General features: G+C 40.5%; 16 protein-coding genes, 2 tRNA genes and 3 rRNA genes. 12 read left to right on the forward strand and 9 right to left on the reverse strand.

From position 1 onward, the window contains the following. Window positions 1–141 precede the first annotated feature (141 nt). Entirely contained in the window at window positions 142–2,949 is a 2,808-nt protein-coding gene (locus ABLC00_RS03355; protein ID WP_033846501.1) for a DUF2339 domain-containing protein, read from the forward strand. On the opposite strand, the gene ABLC00_RS03360 is transcribed toward ABLC00_RS03355, so the two are convergent. Next, complete coding sequence (locus tag ABLC00_RS03360) at window positions 2,939–3,856, reverse strand: mechanosensitive ion channel family protein (RefSeq protein ID WP_004883114.1); 918 nt, start codon at window positions 3,854–3,856, stop codon at window positions 2,939–2,941. The two genes, ABLC00_RS03355 and ABLC00_RS03360, sit on opposite strands and share 11 nt — an antisense overlap. Window positions 3,857–3,865: 9 nt before the next feature. Continuing rightward, window positions 3,866–4,687, reverse strand: coding sequence for a hypothetical protein (locus ABLC00_RS03365; protein ID WP_002054549.1), 822 nt, complete (start codon window positions 4,685–4,687; stop codon window positions 3,866–3,868). A gap of 96 nt (window positions 4,688–4,783) precedes the next feature. Between ABLC00_RS03365 and gspE the strand changes: the two genes are divergently transcribed. Next, on the forward strand, window positions 4,784–6,274 hold the full coding sequence (gene gspE, locus ABLC00_RS03370; protein WP_033846502.1) for a type II secretion system ATPase GspE: 1,491 nt from the start codon (window positions 4,784–4,786) through the stop codon (window positions 6,272–6,274). 54 nt (window positions 6,275–6,328) lie between these two features. Here gspE and ABLC00_RS03375 read toward each other — a convergent pair whose 3' ends face one another. The 7 genes from ABLC00_RS03375 to ABLC00_RS03405 form a co-directional block, all read right to left on the reverse strand. Next, window positions 6,329–6,760 carry an organic hydroperoxide resistance protein gene (locus tag ABLC00_RS03375; protein ID WP_000051124.1) on the reverse strand — a complete coding sequence of 144 codons (432 nt, stop codon included), beginning with the start codon at window positions 6,758–6,760 and terminating at the stop codon, window positions 6,329–6,331. 87 nt (window positions 6,761–6,847) lie between these two features. Then, window positions 6,848–7,285 (reverse strand): MarR family winged helix-turn-helix transcriptional regulator, encoded by a 438-nt coding sequence (locus ABLC00_RS03380; RefSeq protein ID WP_004710519.1) that lies wholly within the window; start codon window positions 7,283–7,285, stop codon window positions 6,848–6,850. 160 nt (window positions 7,286–7,445) lie between these two features. Further along, window positions 7,446–7,823, reverse strand: a complete 378-nt coding sequence (locus tag ABLC00_RS03385; protein ID WP_032048518.1) for a DUF4951 domain-containing protein — start codon at window positions 7,821–7,823, stop codon at window positions 7,446–7,448. A gap of 14 nt (window positions 7,824–7,837) precedes the next feature. Next, window positions 7,838–8,662 (reverse strand): carbon-nitrogen hydrolase family protein, encoded by an 825-nt coding sequence (locus ABLC00_RS03390; RefSeq protein WP_033846503.1) that lies wholly within the window; start codon window positions 8,660–8,662, stop codon window positions 7,838–7,840. A 26-nt stretch (window positions 8,663–8,688) separates the two neighbouring features. Further along, window positions 8,689–9,210 carry an anti-anti-sigma factor GigB gene (gigB, locus tag ABLC00_RS03395; RefSeq protein ID WP_000103065.1) on the reverse strand — a complete coding sequence of 174 codons (522 nt, stop codon included), beginning with the start codon at window positions 9,208–9,210 and terminating at the stop codon, window positions 8,689–8,691. Window positions 9,211–9,312: 102 nt separating this feature from the next. Beyond that, a complete protein-coding gene (gene gigA, locus ABLC00_RS03400; protein ID WP_002054548.1) occupies window positions 9,313–10,281 on the reverse strand; it encodes an RsbU family protein phosphatase GigA in 969 nt (322 codons plus the stop codon). A 115-nt stretch (window positions 10,282–10,396) separates the two neighbouring features. Then, window positions 10,397–11,296: a VacJ family lipoprotein gene (locus ABLC00_RS03405; RefSeq protein WP_004883104.1), complete on the reverse strand. Its 900-nt coding sequence runs from the start codon at window positions 11,294–11,296 to the stop codon at window positions 10,397–10,399. A 570-nt stretch (window positions 11,297–11,866) separates the two neighbouring features. Between ABLC00_RS03405 and ABLC00_RS03410 the strand changes: the two genes are divergently transcribed. The 10 genes from ABLC00_RS03410 to hisG all read left to right on the forward strand — a co-directional run bounded on the left by ABLC00_RS03410 (window position 11,867) and on the right by hisG (window position 21,758). After that, window positions 11,867–13,404, forward strand: a 16S ribosomal RNA gene (locus ABLC00_RS03410). Window positions 13,405–13,463: 59 nt separating this feature from the next. Continuing rightward, window positions 13,464–13,540 (forward strand) — tRNA-Ile (locus ABLC00_RS03415). Window positions 13,541–13,595: 55 nt separating this feature from the next. Beyond that, window positions 13,596–13,671 (forward strand) — tRNA-Ala (locus ABLC00_RS03420). Window positions 13,672–14,011: 340 nt separating this feature from the next. Continuing rightward, a 23S ribosomal RNA gene (locus ABLC00_RS03425) occupies window positions 14,012–16,902 on the forward strand. A 179-nt stretch (window positions 16,903–17,081) separates the two neighbouring features. After that, window positions 17,082–17,196, forward strand: a 5S ribosomal RNA gene (gene rrf, locus ABLC00_RS03430). Together the 16S, 23S and 5S rRNA genes with 2 tRNA genes alongside form the textbook arrangement of a ribosomal RNA operon. A 269-nt stretch (window positions 17,197–17,465) precedes the next feature. After that, the gene (locus ABLC00_RS03435; RefSeq protein WP_002050391.1) at window positions 17,466–18,914 is read left to right on the forward strand and encodes an RNA polymerase factor sigma-54; all 1,449 of its coding nucleotides are present in this window, start codon (window positions 17,466–17,468) and stop codon (window positions 18,912–18,914) included. A 169-nt stretch (window positions 18,915–19,083) separates the two neighbouring features. Beyond that, window positions 19,084–19,422 (forward strand): ribosome hibernation-promoting factor, HPF/YfiA family, encoded by a 339-nt coding sequence (gene raiA / locus ABLC00_RS03440; RefSeq protein WP_001167461.1) that lies wholly within the window; start codon window positions 19,084–19,086, stop codon window positions 19,420–19,422. 138 nt (window positions 19,423–19,560) lie between these two features. Further along, a complete protein-coding gene (gene ibaG / locus ABLC00_RS03445) occupies window positions 19,561–19,812 on the forward strand; it encodes a BolA family iron metabolism protein IbaG (RefSeq protein WP_002050455.1) in 252 nt (83 codons plus the stop codon). Between the two features lie 6 nt (window positions 19,813–19,818). Beyond that, a complete protein-coding gene (gene murA / locus ABLC00_RS03450) occupies window positions 19,819–21,075 on the forward strand; it encodes a UDP-N-acetylglucosamine 1-carboxyvinyltransferase (protein ID WP_006581686.1) in 1,257 nt (418 codons plus the stop codon). Next, complete coding sequence (gene hisG, locus ABLC00_RS03455) at window positions 21,075–21,758, forward strand: ATP phosphoribosyltransferase (RefSeq protein ID WP_002050281.1); 684 nt, start codon at window positions 21,075–21,077, stop codon at window positions 21,756–21,758. The genes murA and hisG overlap by 1 nt, the downstream gene beginning before the upstream one ends. Window positions 21,759–21,854: the final 96 nt, after the last annotated feature.

A 21,854-nucleotide genomic window follows, 5' to 3' on the forward strand; every position in this document is an offset into this window, starting at 1 on the left:
AATTTGAATTAGGGGTATTTTACGTGAAAACGGCTATGAATGCAGGTTTATGATTTTTGCAGTATTTTGTATGTATAAATATACGCTTGTATTGGCTTGAAGTAAGATGATAAGTAATGAAGGTGTCATATTGCTAAGCCCATGTATAAAAAAGACAAACAGGGAATGATTGTTGTTTTGATCGCTTTGACTTTGTTTTTAGCCATTTCAATTGGTTTTAAATTTCAGAGTGCCGTTGTTGCTTTATCTATTGCTCTAACTGTCATACTAGTTCAGTCGTTATCAAATCTACATCAACGTTTAACTCATTTAGAACAACAGTTTTCTCGGCAGAGAACCCCACTTTATTCTATTCACATACAACGCACAGCCATTTATGCGGCTGCTTTAGTTGCATTAGTTGCTTATATCAATCATTGGATGTGGATTGCTGGTGGGGCATTACTGGTTTTATTGTTATGTTTGATTCAAACTATTAGTACATTTCATACTCGTCTATTGTTCCTCGAGACAGCCAAGCAAACAGTAAATGTAAATGAATCTATACATACAGAAGCGATCACACCTGTATTAGAGCAAGTTGATCCAAACAATATTACCGAGCCAGCTTTACCTGAAACAATAGCATTAAATCAAGAAGAACAAATAGTTCGTACACAGACCACTGCATGGTGGCAACCAGCAGTCGATTGGATGATTCATGGTAATCCAATTTTAAGGGTTGCTGTTGCTGTGCTTATGGTTGGGGTGGTGCTTTTACTGCGTTTTGCCAGTGAGCATTGGCAGTTGAGCTTAGGTGTGAAACTTGGTTTTATTGCCATTGCAGGAGGTGTATTAACAGCATTTGGATATACCTTGCAAAAGAAAAACCAGTTATTTGCTGTGGCGTTGCAAGGTGTCGGGTTAGCGATTGTCTTTCTAACGCTTGTGTTCTCGCATCATTTCGGTGTAATCGCAAGTCTAACTACAGCGAGTATTTTATTTGCTATTTTATTATCAATTACGGTATTCCTGAGCTTAAAACAACAAGCCATTTATTTAGCAATACTGGCACTCGGTATGGCTTATGCGGCTCCTTTAGTGATTCCGCAATATCGTCCTGATGTGATTTTTCTATTTAGTTACTATTTTGTCATTAATCTTGCGGTCGCTGCCGTTAACTTTATTCAGCCATGGAAAGTTTTAAATCAAATTGCTTTCTTTGCCACAATGTTTATTGGTGGTAGTGCAATCGCATTTTATGCCGAGCCAGCAAAATTTGGCACATTAGACTGGATTTTATGGTGTCATATTGCTTTGTTTATTTGGTTAAGTGTTCGTTATAGCCAAAATATATCTCGGGTTTCAGCACATGAAAAACAAGAGGGGATTCGTGTACCTCCACTCTTAGATGTTGGCCTTATTTTTAGTGTTCCTGTATTAGGCTTTACGCTTCATGCCTATTTAGTTCATGAGTCGACCCAAGCTTTGACGATTGGTGCTGCTGTATTAGCGTGTACTTATGCGGTATTAACTTATTGGATTAAAAAATCCCATCCCCAACTTTCAGTTCTTGCAAAAAGTTTTTTTATACTCGCGGTTGCTTTTTTTGCCTTAATTTTTCCACTCGCAAAAGGGGCGCACTGGACTGCTATTGGCTGGGTTGCACAAGGTACGGCTTTAATCGTTTGGGGAGTAACTGAGCGCTATCGTTTAAGCCGATATATTGGCGTAGTTTTAGTTTTACTCAGTTCACTTGCACTGTTTTATCAGGTTTGGGCGAATGAAGAGTTTCCAACGCTAAGCACTAGCATTTATGCAATTGCTCAATTCATTTCTGCTTTTTATTTATTGCAATACAACAGTAAAGAGCAACGCTATTTTAGCGCAAGTATGTTTAGCGGTATTTTCTTATGCTTAGGTATGTATGCGGGCGCCGTAGCTGGTATAGAAATAATGGCATGGCATCATCATGGTTTAAGTCCGTATTTGATCTTCGCCGTAGCCCTAATCGCAATATTTAGCGCAGTCGTATACTATAAATTACGTGTGCGATGGCAGAGTTTGCAGTTAATTTTAATTAGCCTGTTACTGTTGTTAGTTTTGGGTGAGGCCTTTGCGAGTCAAGTATTTACTTTGTTTAAATGGGTAGACTCATTACAGCAAACTACTTTCCTAGTCGCTACAATTATTCTTAGCGGCTTATTTATTATGGCTCAACCACAGACGGGTGAGTCTGGATACTTAAAAGTCTGGGCTGGTTTAAGCTGGTTAGCGTTAGCAATAGTTGGCGTGGCTATTTTTCCAAAAATGCCAATTGTGGCTTTGGCTTTTGTTCCTGTGGTTTATTCACTTTGGACATATAAAGCTCATAAAACGACACTGTTGCATCAAATTCCGGTGTGGTGTTTAAGCTTACTGTGGTTGCTTGTGGTGAGTCTTGATGGTCATTCTGCTGAGTACCTTTATTTTATTCCTTTAATTAACTTAACGGACTTTCTTTCAATTGTGATATTTGCAGGTTTACTTTTTATTATTTATCAACATGATTTTGATCAAGATAAGTCACTGGAGTGGACTTTTAAAATTACAACAATTTTAGTGGGCTTACTGGTATTTAGTAGTGTAGTCGTTCGGGGCTTGCACCATTACTGGGCAACACCGCTATGGAGCGTGGCAATTTGGACAAATGGAATAGTCCAATTAAGCCTGACACTACTTTGGGTTATTTTGGCATTTGTATTGACCACATACTCTAGTCGAAAAATGATTCGTCAACTCTGGTTTGTAGGCGCTGCACTTTTAGGGATTGTTGTATTAAAGCTGATTTTGCTTGATCTATCGCAAAGTGCAACGTTAACTCGAGTTATTTCATTTATTGGAGCAGGTGGGGTAATGCTGATTATTGCTTATCTTGCACCATTACCACCATCATCCTCTGTAAAGAAGAATCAAGAGCCTAAGCTTTAGGCTCTCTTTTTAACTCTTTTTGATTACTGTATTGATCGATATCGTCTTCAGCAAAAATAGTAGATGGTCGATCAATTAATCCCATTTTAGGAACAGGAATTTCAATTTGATTATCTAAAAAGCCATTTCGGATACGTTCTTGCATTTCATCTCGAACTTTTAAAGAATTTTCTTGACGGCACCACATTGCAAATAAAAGCTCAATCGATGATTCCCTAAATGCAGTCACTGTAACCGCAGGTTTTGGGTCATCTAACACGAGTGGGTAATTTGCTGCGACGTTAAGTAGAACCTCACGGACTTTAATAATGTCTTCATGAAAATTAATGGCGAGTGTAATTGGAATACGGCGTATCGGGTATTTAGATAAGTTGTGTACAGGGGCACGAATAAGTTGTTCGTTTGGTAAACGAATATAGACGTTGTCGAGTGTAAGTAATTTTACCGAAAGCAAATCAATTGAGATAACTTCGCCTTCGATCGTATTCCCGCGAATAAGTGTAATTTGAATCGTATCACCGACCTCAAATGAACCTTCACCAATCAAAAATAAACCACTAATCAAGTTACTGGCAGATGTTTGTGATGCGAAACCGAGTGCTACTGTTAAGATCCCCGCTGCCCCTAGGAATACACTAAGTTTGAACCCGGCTTCTTTTAAACTCGTCATAATGAAGAGTAAGAAAATAAAATAGAAAATACCGCGGCGCCATACCAGACGCTGATGAGCATTAAAACGTGAGCCAACGGTTCTAATAAATGTATTTGAAATAATACGGGCAAGGACAAAACCAATAAAACAAAGCACAACACCGACTAAAATTTCACTGATACGTTCGGTATTAATATTGGTGAATATACTTTTGAGGCTATCAGCGATATCTCTAGGAATATTTGAATCAGCCATAGAACCCCCTTAAAAAAATGAATCAAACATATTAAATAGTGCACCGCCAGGTGAACGTGGGGGATGTACGTAAGTCACTTCACCTGCAAGAGGCGGTGTACGGTTTTCAATTCGTATACGAGCTGGACGGTCAGACCCCTCATAATAAACTTTAATCTGTGAGGTCCATAAGCGTCCCGTACTTTCACTATAAAATAGCGGTAGGGCGGTAACCGGAACATTCATACGATCAAAGCGTAATTGATGATTACTGGTATTGTGAAAATCAATCGGCGTAACTGCTCTAAAAGCACGTGGTGTTAATAGATTTAAATCGGTACGTCCATCAACAGAGGTGGCATAGCAAATTTCACCTTGCTGTGCATTGGGTCCAAACCATGTATCTTTAGGCTGAATTACAGGAATCTCAAATAAAGGTTCATGCTGACTTTCAACTAAACCTGCAATCCATAAAGGAGTACTAATATAAAGAGTCCCTCGCTGACCTGCTGGAATATAAATTGGATCAACAGGTTTAATCACAACAGATCGGTCTGCTAAACGTGGCATGAGTAGAAACTTCGGATTAGTTTTTCTAAACATGTAACGTTCGACTTGAACAGTATGGGGGAAACCAAAATTTGCATCCGAGATAATGTGCCAATCTTGTTCATTATCATCTTGGAGAGTGGGACGATAATATTCGATACGCCATTCTTTTATGCCCCGCGTTAAACGAAAGAGCATTGAACCGAATTGCCATGCTTTCGACTGGTTAATTTCAAAGTGCTGTTCACCCCACCATTTTAAAGAATTCTGGGGGCGAGGCTGATATTCATTATTTTCAAACAAGACGTAAAATTCCTCTACCGAGTTGTTAAACAGACTTCACGCTGTAATCTGCTTAGAGTACACTCAAAATCATCTTACTCATCATTATAAATTGTGATGCAAATATTGAAACAAATACAAGTTCCATATAGTTTTGCCAAGCGTCATGGTGTTTTATTTCGTTATGACGGTGATCAAGTTTTTATTGTTAGACGTCAAAATACAGAAAAAATTGCATTGCAGGAAGCAAGACGAATTTTGGGGAAGCCTGCACATTATCAGCTATGTACTGAACAAGAGTTTAATAGCTTATTAAGTACGAGTTACGCTGGTGACACAGGGGAGTCGCAACAAGTTGCAGCAGGTCTAGAAGATCATCCAGATTTATTGAGTTTGGCTGATCAGGTTCCTGAAACAGAAGACTTAATGGACCAAGAAGATGATGCGCCTATTGTTCGTCTAATTAATGCACTACTTTCAGAGGCGATTCGTGTTGGTGCTTCTGATATCCATATTGAAGCTTTTGAAAAAAAATTATCAGTTCGTTTGCGGGTAGATGGTCAATTACGTGAAATTGTACAGCCGCGCCGTGAGTTGGCACCGTTACTTGTTTCACGTATTAAAGTTATGGCGAAACTAGATATTGCCGAAAAGCGTGTGCCGCAAGATGGTCGTATTTCTTTACGTCTTGCTGGACGTGAAGTGGATGTGCGTGTATCTACTTTGCCTTCGTCTCATGGCGAGCGAGTTGTTATGCGTTTGCTTGATAAACAAGCGGGTCGCCTTAATATGACTCACTTGGGTTTAATGGCAAATGACTATGAGCGTTTAACTCAATTGGTGCATCGTCCACACGGAATTATTTTAGTTACAGGTCCTACGGGTTCGGGAAAAACCACTACCTTATATGCAGCTTTATCTGATTTAAATGATAATACGCGCAATATCTTAACTGCCGAAGACCCAATCGAATATCAACTTGAAGGCATAGGGCAAACACAAGTTAATACCAAAGTGGATATGACATTCGCTCGTGCTTTAAAGGCAATGTTACGTCAAGATCCAGATGTTGTAATGGTTGGTGAGATTCGTGATCTAGAAACTGCTGAAATTGCAGTACAAGCATCATTAACAGGTCATTTGGTTTTGTCGACACTACATACCAATACTGCTATTGGTGCAGTGACTCGACTTAAAGATATGGGGATTGAACCCTTCTTATTATCAAGTTCTTTAATTGGGGTAGTTGCACAGCGTTTGGTTCGTACTTTATGTCCACATTGTATGACATGGCGTGAAGCCGATACTTTTGAGAAGCAAGTTTTTCAGCATATTTCCCATGAACCAAGTTTAAAGTTACCAGAGGCTCAAGGGTGTGATCAGTGTTCTCATTTAGGGTTTAATGGCCGTACAGCGATTTATGAAATTGTACCTATTGATGAACCTATGCGCCGTCTCATTCATGGTAATGCAGCTGAATTTGAATTAGAAAACCATGCTCGTCAGTATGCTGGTTCTATTCGCGATGATGGTTTACGTAAGGTGCTCTCAGGTAAAACTACACTTGAAGAAGTGCTTCGTGTAACCAATGAAGCAAGTGAAGCATAATTTGTAAGATATAAAAAATGCCCGATATGATTCGGGCATTTTTTATATTAAAACTTATTCAGTCACAATATTAAACGTCACATCAATATTGTTACGAGTCGCATTTGAATATGGACAAACAATATGAGCTGCTGCAACTAATTTTTCAGCTTCTTCGCGGTCCATACCAATTAAATAAACATTTAAAGTAACTTCAATACTAAAACCTGTAGGAATTGGACCAATACCAACTTCACCTTCAACATAAGCATCTTTGCTAATGTTGAATTTATCGCGGTTAGCAACAAATTTTAAAGCGCCTAAAAAACACGCTGAATAACCAGCTGCAAATAATTGTTCTGGGTTGGTTACAGCACCACCAGCGCCACCCATTTCTTTAGGCACACCAAGTTGTACGTCTAATACACCGTCTGATGAAGTTGCACGACCATCACGGCCACCAGTTGCTTTAGCTTTTGCACGATACACAACTTTTTCTAAAGACATCTTTTTATTCCTAAATTAAATTGAATACAAATATATCGTACACGACTTAAATATTTTGACAAGTTAATTTTGTAAAAAAAGTGGTGATTATTTAGCTATATTTGTACGAAGCTGTGTCAGTTGATCTTTTAGGCCGAGTAACGTGGTCATATCACAAGAACTTGCTTCCAATATATGAGCTGGAATATTCACTGCCCGTTCTTTAAGTTTTTTTCCGTTTTCGCTTAACGTAATAATTACTTGTCGTTCATCTTCTTTTGAGCGAGTACGATTAACAAATTGCAGTGCTTCTAGCTTTTTTAAAATTGGTGTTAAGGTGGAGGACTCTAAAAATAACTTGCTGCCAATTTCTGAAACAGTAATCTCATCTTTTTCCCATAAAACCAACATCACCAAATATTGAGGATAGGTAATACCTAATGGAGTTAAAAGTTTACGATAAAGTTGATTAAGAGCTAAATTTGTTGAATAAATGAGGAAACATAATTGATTCTCAAGCTTTAAGTTTTGACAGTCTTGGTCCATATATTCCTCAGAAAACTAATGGGTGCTTTTCTAGTATATCGCTTTATGTTTAATTTCTTAAATGCTCATAATTCTGAGTTATTGATAAAAATCAGATAACGCAAAAAAAAAGAGTAATCAAAGGATTACCCTATAACTTTAAAATATGAATTTGAAACAATTACCAGAGGTCAGCAATTTTTTTCATTAAACGAGCACGGTATCTTGCAGTTGGATTGTTCTCATCGCGTTGTTGCTCTTGTTCGTAAAAATCCTGCCAAGCTGTAATCATTTCCAAGGTTGTCCCTTGTTTTTTTATCATAGAAACATCAGCTGGTTGAATGTTTTCTAAACGTTGTCTTGCACCTTCAGCACCAGTTCCCCAGCCAATAATTCGTTGCCCAAAAGCAGGAAGAGGAATATTTTTTGGAGTAGGTGGAAAAGTATTTTGTTTAAGCTCTAAATTTGGGGAAACAAAATGATTTGTTGCACCGAAATCCGCTGCGTAACAGTGAATATTTGCCCCTAAGCAAAAAATGCTAAATAAGTATTTCCACATGAATAATTAAGCTTTTAATAGTGAATTAATTTACGATGAGTCATTAAAGGCATTGAAGTGCGAACAAGTTCTTGAGCAGCTAAATCAAAAGGTACAGTAATTAAACTATTACCTTCATATTCAATCATACTTAAAATTTGTCCACGGCTATCAGTTGCTCCTGCATGTCCCCAGGTTTGACGTTTTTCCCCATGCCAACCTTGTTGTGCCGCTCCTAAAACATAGCATTGGCTATCCATTGCACGTGCTTGCAACAACAGCTGCCAGTGCATTTGTCCTGTTGTATAGGTAAATGCTGCTGGAGCAGTCAATAGATGAGCGCCTTGTTGTCTGAGGGTTAAAGCTAACTCGGGAAAACGCAAGTCATAACATACCATTAGGCCGATATTGCCAAAAGGAGTAGATGTGACTACAACGTCTGTTCCAGGCTCAAAGAAACGGGATTCTTGATATCCACCAACAGCATCGCCAACTTGTACATCAAATAAATGTATTTTGTCGTATCGTGCTTCTGTACCTTCAGGACTGATACATAAGCTTACTGTACGCACACGGCCATCTTGAATGATAGATCCATCTGGACGGAATGGGCACGGCAGAGTACCTGCAACAATCCAGATTTGATATTGATGCGCAAGTTTCTCAAGTCTTTGCTGGATCGATTCAAATTGCTCAGCTGTTTCACGCTGTTTACCAGCAGCGAAACATACAAAGTTCTCGGGAAAAACAATTAAGCTAGCATTTTGAGCCTTGCTTTGCTGAATCAATGACTCAATTATTTGAAAGTTGCTTTCAATGTCATCTTGAGAATTCATTTGAACAACTGAAACAAGAGTCATATACAAATCCCGATTAGCAATAAAATTTAGGCATTTTGCTTATCAGATACTTGTTCAAGCGTATCTTGTTCTTTCTGCAATTGCTTAACAAGTGGCTCAAACATATTCTGATTATTTGCATTGAGTTTCATCAATGTCTTATGCGCATCCAGAACAGTTCTTAGCATCGCATTATGAGTAATGTGTTCATCCGTTAACGTTAAAGTACAAACGTTAGGATCGCCACAATAATTCAGAATGACAAAAACCTGCCCTAGCCCCATGCTGTTGGCTAAGGTTGTGATATCTGGATTGGTAGATAGCATCACAGCTTGAATATGATGAGTCTGTTTCAGTTTTAAACCTAGCTTAGCTAAGATACCTAATACAGTACTATCAATAAATGTTGTTTGGGTTAAATCAACGATTGCACCAACAACATTCTCTTGCTGTTCAATTCTGTTTAAAAGTTTGTCTAGACTTATACAAGAATGGGCTCGCACTTCACCAATAAGTTTGAAAATATGCGTTCCATTTAAGCTTGCATATTCAACATGACCTGTTGACATATAAATGCCATTTTCAGAGAAGGATAGAAAAATTATCACATAGTGCCATCTCAGACTCAAGAGTCCTTAAGTCGTATATTTTTTAATTGTTTGATTTTTAAATTAATTCATTCGACAAAGACTAAAGATGGCAATGTCATCAGCAACATGATCAGGGGCTTGGAATGATTGATTTTGCAAATGTTGAACCAATTGTTGAAATTGATCATTCAATCCGCCATCAAATGGTTCTAATGCTCCATCTGAACAAACTATAAAACGTGCATGACGATTTAATGTGCAAACGTGTTCTTCAACTTCTAGTTCGTCAGTTAAACCCAAAGGAAAGCTACTAGTTGTTAAAATTTTTGGAGGTTGATTAGGTTCAAAAATAATTGGAGGAGGGTAGTGACCTGCACTAGACCAACGAAGGCTATGTGTTTCCAGATTTAAAATACCAACTACAATCGTAATATGTTTTTCAATATTCTCTTGAACTAACATTCCATTTAATTTTTTAATCAACTGTCGCGGTGTTTTTGAACGACCATGAAAGGCAGCCATCCATGAAGTTAATAAACTGCTTGTAACACCGTGTCCCGATACATCGGCAAGATAGAATAAAACCTCTTTATCATTTAATTTCCAATAATCATACCAGTCACCTGATAGATAGGCGGAAGGTTGAAAAAAAGTTTCAACTTCATAATTTAATAAATCAATAGGATTTGGTAATAAACGTTTTTGCAATTCTGCGGCGGAAGGCAAATCGCGACTATCTTGATTGCGTTTATATTGAGCATCAATCCTTGTTAATGCCTTGTTTAAATCTTGAGGTAACTGGTTCCATACCCATCCCGCAAGAGCACCTGCTTCCCATGCTTGAGCTAAAGCACTACCTTCATGCTCAAAAGCAATCACAATGGTAGGTAAACGCCATTTATGAGTCAGGAAATCTTGTACATCTGCAATTGCGATAATTGTTGGATCATATAAATCGAGATCATCTATGTGAATGACTTGTAAGTCTGGTAATGCTTCCAGAGCTTGCTCTAAGAAAGGGATAGAGCGGGTCGGTTTAATAAAATACATAGAAGATATGGTAGTCCTTTTACAAGATCACTTTATCCATCATAGAGGATGTATGATCAAAATCAAGGTATTGCCTTTTTATATGAAGAGTACAATACCTTGATTTCTTCTTTAATTATTTTTTAGTTTTAGTTTGACTATCATCTGGTACATCTTCAGATTCGTCATCATCAATAAAAGATACGTCTGCTGAATTACCTTTTTTCTCAGCAATCTGGAAAGCCTTACGTTGGAGATACAAATCGCGAATCATCGCATATTGATCACCTTGTATGGTTTGATCCAAATCTAGATATTGAGCACGTGTATCAATGGCCTGTAAGACATTAGTTGACCAGTAAAGACCATCTTGGTTATCCATGATGTACTTTTGTGGACGAGCCTGAGAATCTACAGCTAAGCCAATCCCATCACGTAATGTACTCGGTCCAAAGAAAGGCAACATCAAAAATGGCCCAGAAGGAACGCCATAATAACCAAGAGTTACACCAAAGCTTTCATCTTCAGGCGGAAGGCCTAAGCGACTAGCAGGGTCAGCTAAACCTAAAGTTGTTAATGTATTAACAGTAAATCGGCCGAGTGTTTTTGCTGCACGTCCAGGGCGTCCTTGAATTAACTGGTTAACAGCATTCCATGGCTCTCCAAGATTTTTACGGAACTGACGATAAGAGCCACGCACATCTTCTGGAGTTTTCTCATTATATTGAACTGCAACTGGACGAAGAATATTGCGATCCAACATGTCATTAAAAGAATAAATCGGACGGTTTAATGACTGTAATGGATCTTTTACTGTATCCGGTTGAGCAGCGTTTGCATTAATTTTTAAATCTTTAGCTTTTAGTGCTTTCAAGTCTTTAATAATTTGTGAGCGGGGGCGGCCCTGCTGAGCCTCTGTCGAAGTAGCATCTTCCGGACTAGCGGCAGATTCTTCAGTAAGATTTTCCTGAGCGTGTGCTGAGGTATAAAGACCCACAGTTAATAAGCTCGATAATAGTAAATTAGAATAATTCATATAATTCCTTAACCGCTAGCCAGGCTCTGTTCAATATGCAGTTGGATAGAGATATATTTTAATACAGAAGCGATAAGCTATTATCAATGTAAAATTGGTCAAATAATATAGAAAAATGACTAAAAAGCCTAAAAAATGATCTGTTGATACGTTGGATGTTAAAAAGGTATTGCAAAGGGATTTGGATGGTCTATAATGCACATCCATCGGCGGTGATGCAGATAGAAACTTGTTGAAAAACAGTTACTTGAGATTAAGTTGATTGCTTTAAGTGATGAATTTGATGTTAAGTTGGTTTAAAAGACAAGTTTTAAAAATATCGAAATTACCTGTTGACTTTTAAGAGATTAAGAGTAATATAGCCGACCTAGCTTGCTGGTGACGAACCAGGAAGAAGATCATTAAGAGAATTGAAGAACAACTTGTGTGGATTTTTACTGATTGATTAATCGAAATAATTTTCATTGATTGATTGGTTTAAATTACTCGAAGTTTATTTGAGCGAAATTTAAGTCAGTAATTGATGAGCCAGAATTGGCACCTTGTCTATAATAAGGTGCAAAATGATTTTAACTGAAGAGTTTGATCATGGCTCAGATTGAACGCTGGCGGCAGGCTTAACACATGCAAGTCGAGCGGGGGAAGGTAGCTTGCTACTGGACCTAGCGGCGGACGGGTGAGTAATGCTTAGGAATCTGCCTATTAGTGGGGGACAACATCTCGAAAGGGATGCTAATACCGCATACGTCCTACGGGAGAAAGCAGGGGATCTTCGGACCTTGCGCTAATAGATGAGCCTAAGTCGGATTAGCTAGTTGGTGGGGTAAAGGCCTACCAAGGCGACGATCTGTAGCGGGTCTGAGAGGATGATCCGCCACACTGGGACTGAGACACGGCCCAGACTCCTACGGGAGGCAGCAGTGGGGAATATTGGACAATGGGCGCAAGCCTGATCCAGCCATGCCGCGTGTGTGAAGAAGGCCTTATGGTTGTAAAGCACTTTAAGCGAGGAGGAGGCTACTTTAGATAATACCTAGAGATAGTGGACGTTACTCGCAGAATAAGCACCGGCTAACTCTGTGCCAGCAGCCGCGGTAATACAGAGGGTGCAAGCGTTAATCGGATTTACTGGGCGTAAAGCGCGCGTAGGCGGCTAATTAAGTCAAATGTGAAATCCCCGAGCTTAACTTGGGAATTGCATTCGATACTGGTTAGCTAGAGTGTGGGAGAGGATGGTAGAATTCCAGGTGTAGCGGTGAAATGCGTAGAGATCTGGAGGAATACCGATGGCGAAGGCAGCCATCTGGCCTAACACTGACGCTGAGGTGCGAAAGCATGGGGAGCAAACAGGATTAGATACCCTGGTAGTCCATGCCGTAAACGATGTCTACTAGCCGTTGGGGCCTTTGAGGCTTTAGTGGCGCAGCTAACGCGATAAGTAGACCGCCTGGGGAGTACGGTCGCAAGACTAAAACTCAAATGAATTGACGGGGGCCCGCACAAGCGGTGGAGCATGTGGTTTAATTCGATGCAACGCGAAGAACCTTACCTGGCCTTGACATAGTAAGAACTTTCCAGAGATGGATTGGTGCCTTCGGGAACTTACATACAGGTGCTGCATGGCTGTCGTCAGCTCGTGTCGTGAGATGTTGGGTTAAGTCCCGCAACGAGCGCAACCCTTTTCCTTATTTGCCAGCGAGTAATGTCGGGAACTTTAAGGATACTGCCAGTGACAAACTGGAGGAAGGCGGGGACGACGTCAAGTCATCATGGCCCTTACGGCCAGGGCTACACACGTGCTACAATGGTCGGTACAAAGGGTTGCTACACAGCGATGTGATGCTAATCTCAAAAAGCCGATCGTAGTCCGGATTGGAGTCTGCAACTCGACTCCATGAAGTCGGAATCGCTAGTAATCGCGGATCAGAATGCCGCGGTGAATACGTTCCCGGGCCTTGTACACACCGCCCGTCACACCATGGGAGTTTGTTGCACCAGAAGTAGCTAGCCTAACTGCAAAGAGGGCGGTTACCACGGTGTGGCCGATGACTGGGGTGAAGTCGTAACAAGGTAGCCGTAGGGGAACCTGCGGCTGGATCACCTCCTTAACGAAAGATTGACGATTGGTAAGAATCCACAACAAGTTGTTCTTCATAGATGTATCTGAGGGTCTGTAGCTCAGTTGGTTAGAGCACACGCTTGATAAGCGTGGGGTCACAAGTTCAAGTCTTGTCAGACCCACCATGACTTTGACTGGTTAAAGTTATAGATAAAAGATACATGACTGATGATGTAAGCTGGGGACTTAGCTTAGTTGGTAGAGCGCCTGCTTTGCACGCAGGAGGTCAGGAGTTCGACTCTCCTAGTCTCCACCAGAACTTAAGATAAGTTCGGATTACAGAAATTAGTAAATAGAGATTTCGGTCTTGGTTTATTAACTTCTGTGATTTAAGTATCACGGTATTAAGCATGACCTGACGAAGGCGTGTTTATTCATTAACAGATTGGCAAAATTGAGTCTGAAATAAATTGTTCACTCAAGAGTTTAGATTAAGTAATTAATCTGAATGAATTGAGAACTAGCAAATTAACTGAATCAAGCGTTTTGGTATATGAATTTAGATTGAAGCTGTACAGTGTTTAAATACACAGTGCTCTAAACTGAAATGTTGAAGTTACTAACTTGTAGGTAACGTCGACTGTTTGGGGTTGTATAGTCAAGTAATTAAGTGCATGTGGTGGATGCCTTGGCAGTCAGAGGCGATGAAAGACGTGATAGCCTGCGAAAAGCTCCGGGGAGGCGGCAAATATCCTTTGATCCGGAGATGTCTGAATGGGGGAACCCACCTACTTTAAGGTAGGTATTGCAACATGAATACATAGTGTTGCAAGGCGAACGAGGGGAAGTGAAACATCTCAGTACCCTTAGGAAAAGAAATCAATTGAGATTCCCTCAGTAGCGGCGAGCGAACGGGGATCAGCCCATTAAGTTATGTGTGTTTTAGTGGAACGCTCTGGGAAGTGCGAACGTAGAGGGTGATATTCCCGTACACGAAAGGGCACACATAATGATGACGAGTAGGGCGAGGCACGTGAAACCTTGTCTGAATATGGGGGGACCATCCTCCAAGGCTAAATACTCCTGACTGACCGATAGTGAACCAGTACCGTGAGGGAAAGGCGAAAAGAACCCCTGTGAGGGGAGTGAAATAGATCCTGAAACCGCATGCATACAAGCAGTGGGAGCACCTTCGTGGTGTGACTGCGTACCTTTTGTATAATGGGTCAGCGACTTATATTCAGTAGCGAGGTTAACCGTATAGGGGAGCCGTAGAGAAATCGAGTCTTAATAGGGCGTTTAGTTGCTGGGTATAGACCCGAAACCAGGCGATCTATCCATGAGCAGGTTGAAGGTTGGGTAACACTAACTGGAGGACCGAACCCACTGTCGTTGAAAAGCCAGGGGATGACTTGTGGATAGGGGTGAAAGGCTAATCAAGCCTGGTGATAGCTGGTTCTCCCCGAAAGCTATTTAGGTAGCGCCTCGGACGAATACCATAGGGGGTAGAGCACTGTTTCGGCTAGGGGGTCATCCCGACTTACCAAACCGATGCAAACTCCGAATACCTATGAGTACTATCCGGGAGACAGACTGCGGGTGCTAACGTCCGTAGTCAAGAGGAAAACAATCCAGACCGCCAGCTAAGGCCCCAAAATCATAGTTAAGTGGGAAACGATGTGGGAAGGCATAGACAGCTAGGAGGTTGGCTTAGAAGCAGCCACCCTTTAAAGAAAGCGTAATAGCTCACTAGTCGAGTCGGCCTGCGCGGAAGATGTAACGGGGCTAAAACTATGTGCCGAAGCTGCGGATTTGACATTAGTCAAGTGGTAGGGGAGCGTTCTGTAAGCCGATGAAGGTGTATTGAGAAGTATGCTGGAGGTATCAGAAGTGCGAATGCTGACGTGAGTAACGACAAAACGGGTGAAAAACCCGTTCGCCGAAAGACCAAGGGTTCCAGTCCAACGTTAATCGGGGCTGGGTGAGTCGACCCCTAAGGCGAGGCCGAAAGGCGTAGTCGATGGGAAATTGGTTAATATTCCAATACTTCTGTGTAATGCGATGAGAGGACGGAGAAGGTTAAGTCAGCCTGGCGTTGGTTGTCCAGGTGGAAGGATGTAGGTATGTATCTTAGGCAAATCCGGGGTACTCTATACTGAGATCCGATAGCAAGCTGTACTTGTACAGCGAAGTGGCTGATACCATGCTTCCAGGAAAAGTCTCTAAGCTTCAGTTACACAGGAATCGTACCCGAAACCGACACAGGTGGTCAGGTCGAGTAGACCAAGGCGCTTGAGAGAACTCTGCTGAAGGAACTAGGCAAAATGGTACCGTAACTTCGGGAGAAGGTACGCTGTTGTTGGTGATGGAACTTGCTTCCTGAGCTGATGACAGCCGCAGAAACCAGGCCGCTGCAACTGTTTATTAAAAACATAGCACTCTGCAAACACGAAAGTGGACGTATAGGGTGTGATGCCTGCCCGGTGCTGGAAGGTTAATTGATGGGGTTAGCGTAAGCGAAGCTCTTGATCGAAGCCCCAGTAAACGGCGGCCGTAACTATAACGGTCCTAAGGTAGCGAAATTCCTTGTCGGGTAAGTTCCGACCTGCACGAATGGCATAATGATGGCGGCGCTGTCTCCAGCAGAGGCTCAGTGAAATCGAAATCGCTGTGAAGATGCAGTGTACCCGCGGCTAGACGGAAAGACCCCGTGAACCTTTACTGCAGCTTGACACTGAACTTTGACCTTACTTGTGTAGGATAGGTGGGAGGCTTTGAAGTTGGAACGCTAGTTCCAATGGAGCCGTCCTTGAAATACCACCCTGGTAATGTTGAGGTTCTAACTCTGTCCCGTTATCCGGGACGAGGACCGTGTCTGGTGGGTAGTTTGACTGGGGCGGTCTCCTCCTAAAGAGTAACGGAGGAGTACGAAGGTGCGCTCAGCGTGGTCGGAAATCACGCGTAGAGTATAAAGGCAAAAGCGCGCTTAACTGCGAGACCCACAAGTCGAGCAGGTACGAAAGTAGGTCTTAGTGATCCGGTGGTTCTGTATGGAAGGGCCATCGCTCAACGGATAAAAGGTACTCTGGGGATAACAGGCTGATACCGCCCAAGAGTTCATATCGACGGCGGTGTTTGGCACCTCGATGTCGGCTCATCTCATCCTGGGGCTGAAGCAGGTCCCAAGGGTATGGCTGTTCGCCATTTAAAGAGGTACGCGAGCTGGGTTTAGAACGTCGTGAGACAGTTCGGTCCCTATCTACCGTGGGCGCTGGAAATTTGAGAGGATCTGCTCCTAGTACGAGAGGACCAGAGTGGACGAACCTCTGGTGTACCGGTTGTGACGCCAGTCGCATCGCCGGGTAGCTATGTTCGGAAGGGATAACCGCTGAAAGCATCTAAGCGGGAAGCCTACCTCAAGATAAGATTTCCCTAGGAATTTATTCCTCTAAAGAGCCGTTCGAGACTAGGACGTTGATAGGTTGGATGTGGAAGCATAGTGATATGTGAAGCTGACCAATACTAATTGCTCGTGAGGCTTGACTATACAACACCCAAGCAGTTGTATATAAAGCATCAATCGATTCATAAATCTACAAAGCAACTTGATTTAGTTATTCCACTAGATAAAATGAACACAGCCAGATTCAATCAGCCCAATCTGTAAAGATTTGGAAAACGCTTCGGCAGTCAATAAGACCAAAGCAAGTATCCATAAACAGTTGTGCTGGCGACCATAGCAAGAGTGAACCACCTGATCCCTTCCCGAACTCAGAAGTGAAACCTCTTAGCGCTGATGGTAGTGTGGGGTTACCCATGTGAGAGTAAGTCATCGCCAGCTCATTATTCCAAACACCCCCATTCTAAAGAGTGGGGGTGTTTTTTATTGCGCGGTATAAAGTGAAAATTTAATTCATGAAGCAATAATCTTTTTTGATTATCCTCAATCGATCATTAGATATAACTCAAAATAACCTTAATATTATTTTAGAAGATTAAATTACTACTTTTCTCATGAAATGCTGAGTCAATATATAGGATAAACCATTACTATATGCTATAAATAATGAATAGGCATGATTTTTGCTTGTTTTTTGGAAAGAGAAATATATGAAATTATCTGTTGGATTGAAAGTTGCGAACTCTTTATCGTTAACACCTCAATTGCAGCAGGCAATCCGTTTACTGCAGCTCTCAAGCTTAGAATTAGAGCAAGAAATTCAAATTCAATTAGATAGTAATCCATTACTTGAAAAAGTGGAAGATGAATCAATAGCAGAAAGTTTATCCACTTTAGAAAAAAAAGAGGCGGATGATCTTACTACAGAGTTAAATGCAAACCATTTACCTGATGATTTACCTGTCGATACTGAGTGGGATGACATTTATACCCATCAGTCTACAGCTCTGGCTACACCTGAATTTGAAGAGCGTGAGGATAATCGTCAAGTTCAGATGACACTTAAAGAGCATATGTTAGAACAAGTCAATTTATTGCATTTTTCAAAAATAGATCAGTTGATTGCTTATTGTATTGTGGATGCCTTAGATGATAAGGGATTTTTAGATGCTGAGATAGAAGAGATAATCTTAGCTGTACAACATCTATTAAATGATATGGATATTGAGGAAGATGTTGAGGAAGATGAAGTTTTAGTTGTTCTAAAGCATATACAACGGCTTGATCCAATTGGCATTGGTGCTCGTAATCTTGCCGAATGTTTAAAAGTTCAGTTAGAGTTTTTGCCTAAAGAAACTGAATATCTAAAAGAAGCTAAAAATCTACTTCAATATTATGAATTATTGATTGCGAACGATCTCAATAAATTATTAAAACAAACAGGTCTTTCTAAAGATCAGTTAAAGTTTGCAGTTGATTTGCTAAAAACACTAAAGCCTTACCCAGGTATGGATTTTGAAAAGCAAGAATCAGAATATCAAATTCCTGATGTAGTAGTTGCTAAGAAGGATTTACATTGGCAAGTTCAGTTAAATCCTGATGTGATGCCAAAACTAAGAATTAATTCTTTTTATTCGAGTATGATTCGTAGGGCAGATCAGAGTGATGATAATTTATATCTACGTAATCAGATGCTTGAAGCTAAGAATTTTATAAAGAGCATTGATGAACGCCATAAAACTTTATTAAAAGTTGCGACTTGTATTGTTGAGCATCAAAAAGCATTTCTTGAAATAGGTCCTGAAGCAATGAAACCGTTGGTACTACGGGACGTTGCTGAGGAAGTGGAATTACATGAGTCTACAGTTTCTCGGGTTACAACAAATAAATATATGCTAACACCACGTGGACTTTTTGAGTTGAAATACTTCTTTTCTAGTCACGTGGGAACAACAGCAGGCGGGGAGGCTTCCTCTACCGCCATTCGAGCTATGATTAAAAAGTTGGTATCCAATGAAAATCCACGTAAACCATTGTCTGATAATGCAATTGCTGCTTTGTTAAAAGATGAAGGGATAGAAGTGGCTAGAAGGACTGTAGCAAAATATCGAGAATCGTTACATATTCCATCGTCATCCGAAAGAAAAGTCTTGATCTAGATTTTGAAGTATGACTATTCTAGATATTCATTATGACGAAATAATGAAATTTCAATTTCACCAAAAGGAGTAGCTAGAATGATTTAATTGTCCCAAATCATCTTTTTTAGATTGCATTAAATCGTTTTAGTTCTTCTTTATATAACCCAAAAAGGTGAGGGATAGAATTATGCAAATAACGATTCGTGGACATCATTTAGCAATTACACCAGCTATAGAAGAAAATATTAAAGCAAAATTTAATCAGTTAACAAAACATCTTGATCAGGTGAATAGTATGCAGATTAAATTAACCAAAGATCATCAGATTGATAAGCGATCGCATAAAGGTAGTTCTAATCATGTGGCCGAAGCAATAGTCCGGTTACCGGGAATTGAACTATTTGCTCAAGCAACAGCAGATGATATGTATACTTCAATTAAAAAACTGACTGAAAAACTAAAAAAACAATTGTTAAAATATCGGAAAATGCAATGTACGTATTCACAAGTTGCTGTTTCTATTTAATAAGTTTTTAATAATTGAGAGAGGCTTGAAATATAGCCTCTTTTTTATTGATAAAATATAAACACGTACTGAATTCTTTGAAAAAGTTATAGTAAAATACTTCGTTTTACACCGTAGGTTGTGCCAGAGGTCTTTGCAATGAATAGTGAACAGCTCACTCAAATTTTAAAAGAAGCTTTTCCTGAAGCGGAAGTAGCGGTGAGCGGACAGGCTGGAAAATTTGACCTCCGTATTGTGGATGATCAATTTGAAGGTAAGCGTACTGTTGCCCGTCAACAAGCAGTTTATGCACCATTAAATACTTATATTGCAAGTGGCGAAGTTCATGCCGTAACAATTCGTGCGATGACCAAAGATGAATGGCGCAAAGCAAGCCTTTTCGGAGCTTAAATATTAATGGATAAATTTTTAATTACGGGCGGTGTTAAGCTCGAAGGGGAAGTACGCATTTCTGGTGCTAAAAATGCGGCTTTACCATTACTTGCGGCAATGATTCTTGCTGACTCTCCAATTACATTAACCAATGTTCCAAATCTTAAAGATGTAAATACTTTGGTGAAATTAATTGGTGGTTTAGGCGTCACGATCAGTTATGAAAACGATACTGTCAAAGCTGATACCTCGACTTTAGATAACCAGTTTGCGCCTTATGAACTTGTAAAAACAATGCGTGCATCTATTTTGGTTTTAGGACCATTATTAGCGCGTTACGGAAATGCCAAAGTTTCATTACCTGGCGGATGTGCAATTGGCTCTCGACCAGTAGATCAACACTTAAAAGCCTTAGAAGCGTTAGGTGCTCATATCGAAGTCGAAAATGGTTATGTCCATGCGACTGTAGATGGTCGACTTAAAGGCGGTGAAGTAGTCTTCGATATGGTCACTGTCGGCGGTACTGAGAATATTTTAATGGCGGCTGCTTTAGCGGATGGTATAACTACAATTCGTAATGCTGCGCGTGAACCTGAAATTACTGACCTTGCCCAAATGCTTATTAAAATGGGCGCAAAAATTGAAGGTATAGATACCGATACACTCGTTGTTACTGGTGTTGAAAGTCTACATGGTTGTGAATATGCAGTTGTTGCAGACCGTATTGAAACAGGTTCTTACTTGGCTGCAGCGGCTATTACTGGTGGTCGTGTAAAAACAACACATACAGATCCTTCATTACTTGAATCTGTTTTAGACAAGTTTGAAGAAATGGGTGCTGAAGTGACCCGTGGCGATGACTGGATTGAATTGGATATGTTGGGTAAGCGTCCTAAAGCAGTAAGCTTTAGAACATTGCCGCATCCTGAATTCCCGACTGATATGCAAGCACAAATTATGGCCGTAAATGCAATTGGTCGTGGCTTTGCAACGATTTCTGAAACCATTTTTGAAAATCGTTTCATGCACGTTCCTGAATTGTCACGTATGGGTGCTAATATTCAGGTTGAAGGTCATGATGCTGTTGTGACTGGTGTTGAAAAATTACAGGCAGCACCTGTAATGGCAACAGATTTACGTGCTTCATTCTCTTTGGTTTTAGCGGCTTTGGTTGCTGAAGGTGATACATTAATTGACCGTATCTACCATATTGACCGTGGTTATGAGCATGTCGAAGAAAAACTTCAAGGTTTAGGTGCCAAAATTAAGCGAGTAAGTTAATGAATGACGTAAGAAACGATGATCCTAATTTTAACGTAATGGGTAATTTTGATCATGGTTTGACTTTGGCACTGAGTAAAGGACGTATTTTAAAAGAAACTTTACCTTTACTTGCTACAGCAGGTATTAATCTGCTTGAAGACCCGGAAAAATCGCGTAAGTTGATTTTTCCTACCACTCATAAGCAAGTTCGTATTTTGATTTTACGTGCGTCTGATGTGCCAACTTATGTTGAGAATGGTGCAGCTGACTTAGGTGTAGCCGGTAAAGACGTGCTTATGGAACATGGGGCTCAGCATGTTTATGAGTTATTAGACCTGCAGATTGCGAAATGTAAATTAATGACTGCTGGTAAAGTAGGAATGGAACGTCCAAAAGGTCGTCTAAAAATTGCGACTAAGTACGTCAATCTAACACGTCAATACTATGCAAGCTTAGGTGAGCAGGTGGATGTTATTAAGCTTTATGGTTCTATGGAGTTGGCACCACTCGTTGGTTTAGGTGATTATATTGTTGACGTCGTGGATACCGGAAATACTTTGCGAGCAAATGGTCTTGAACCATTAGAAGAAATTTGTAAAGTATCTTCACGCCTTATTGTTAATAAAGCGAGCTTTAAACGTAAACAAGGCTTATTAAACCCTATCATTTCCCAACTTGAACATGCTGTTCAATCACGTTAAAAGTAATTTCCTATCATGCTTTTGCGATAGTTGTAGATATGATGCCCACAAGAGTCTAGAAAAAGAGTAAACTTGGTTTTTCTTTTTCGCCTTGTG

Source organism: Acinetobacter nosocomialis (assembly GCF_041021905.1).
Lineage (GTDB): Bacteria > Pseudomonadota > Gammaproteobacteria > Pseudomonadales > Moraxellaceae > Acinetobacter > Acinetobacter nosocomialis.

What these genes read in the sequence shown, in the direction of transcription:
- ABLC00_RS03355 (WP_033846501.1), top strand. Translation starts at nt 142, where the DNA reads ATGTATAAAAAAGACAAACAGGGAATGATTGTTGTTTTGATCGCTTTG.
- ABLC00_RS03360 (WP_004883114.1), bottom strand. Translation starts at nt 3,856, where the DNA reads ATGGCTGATTCAAATATTCCTAGAGATATCGCTGATAGCCTCAAAAGT.
- gspE (WP_033846502.1), top strand. Translation starts at nt 4,784, where the DNA reads ATGCAAATATTGAAACAAATACAAGTTCCATATAGTTTTGCCAAGCGT.
- ABLC00_RS03375 (WP_000051124.1), bottom strand. Translation starts at nt 6,760, where the DNA reads ATGTCTTTAGAAAAAGTTGTGTATCGTGCAAAAGCTAAAGCAACTGGT.
- ABLC00_RS03380 (WP_004710519.1), bottom strand. Translation starts at nt 7,285, where the DNA reads ATGGACCAAGACTGTCAAAACTTAAAGCTTGAGAATCAATTATGTTTC.
- ABLC00_RS03385 (WP_032048518.1), bottom strand. Translation starts at nt 7,823, where the DNA reads ATGTGGAAATACTTATTTAGCATTTTTTGCTTAGGGGCAAATATTCAC.
- ABLC00_RS03390 (WP_033846503.1), bottom strand. Translation starts at nt 8,662, where the DNA reads ATGACTCTTGTTTCAGTTGTTCAAATGAATTCTCAAGATGACATTGAA.
- gigB (WP_000103065.1), bottom strand. Translation starts at nt 9,210, where the DNA reads ATGTCAACAGGTCATGTTGAATATGCAAGCTTAAATGGAACGCATATT.
- gigA (WP_002054548.1), bottom strand. Translation starts at nt 10,281, where the DNA reads ATGTATTTTATTAAACCGACCCGCTCTATCCCTTTCTTAGAGCAAGCT.
- ABLC00_RS03405 (WP_004883104.1), bottom strand. Translation starts at nt 11,296, where the DNA reads ATGAATTATTCTAATTTACTATTATCGAGCTTATTAACTGTGGGTCTT.
- ABLC00_RS03435 (WP_002050391.1), top strand. Translation starts at nt 17,466, where the DNA reads ATGAAATTATCTGTTGGATTGAAAGTTGCGAACTCTTTATCGTTAACA.
- raiA (WP_001167461.1), top strand. Translation starts at nt 19,084, where the DNA reads ATGCAAATAACGATTCGTGGACATCATTTAGCAATTACACCAGCTATA.
- ibaG (WP_002050455.1), top strand. Translation starts at nt 19,561, where the DNA reads ATGAATAGTGAACAGCTCACTCAAATTTTAAAAGAAGCTTTTCCTGAA.
- murA (WP_006581686.1), top strand. Translation starts at nt 19,819, where the DNA reads ATGGATAAATTTTTAATTACGGGCGGTGTTAAGCTCGAAGGGGAAGTA.
- hisG (WP_002050281.1), top strand. Translation starts at nt 21,075, where the DNA reads ATGAATGACGTAAGAAACGATGATCCTAATTTTAACGTAATGGGTAAT.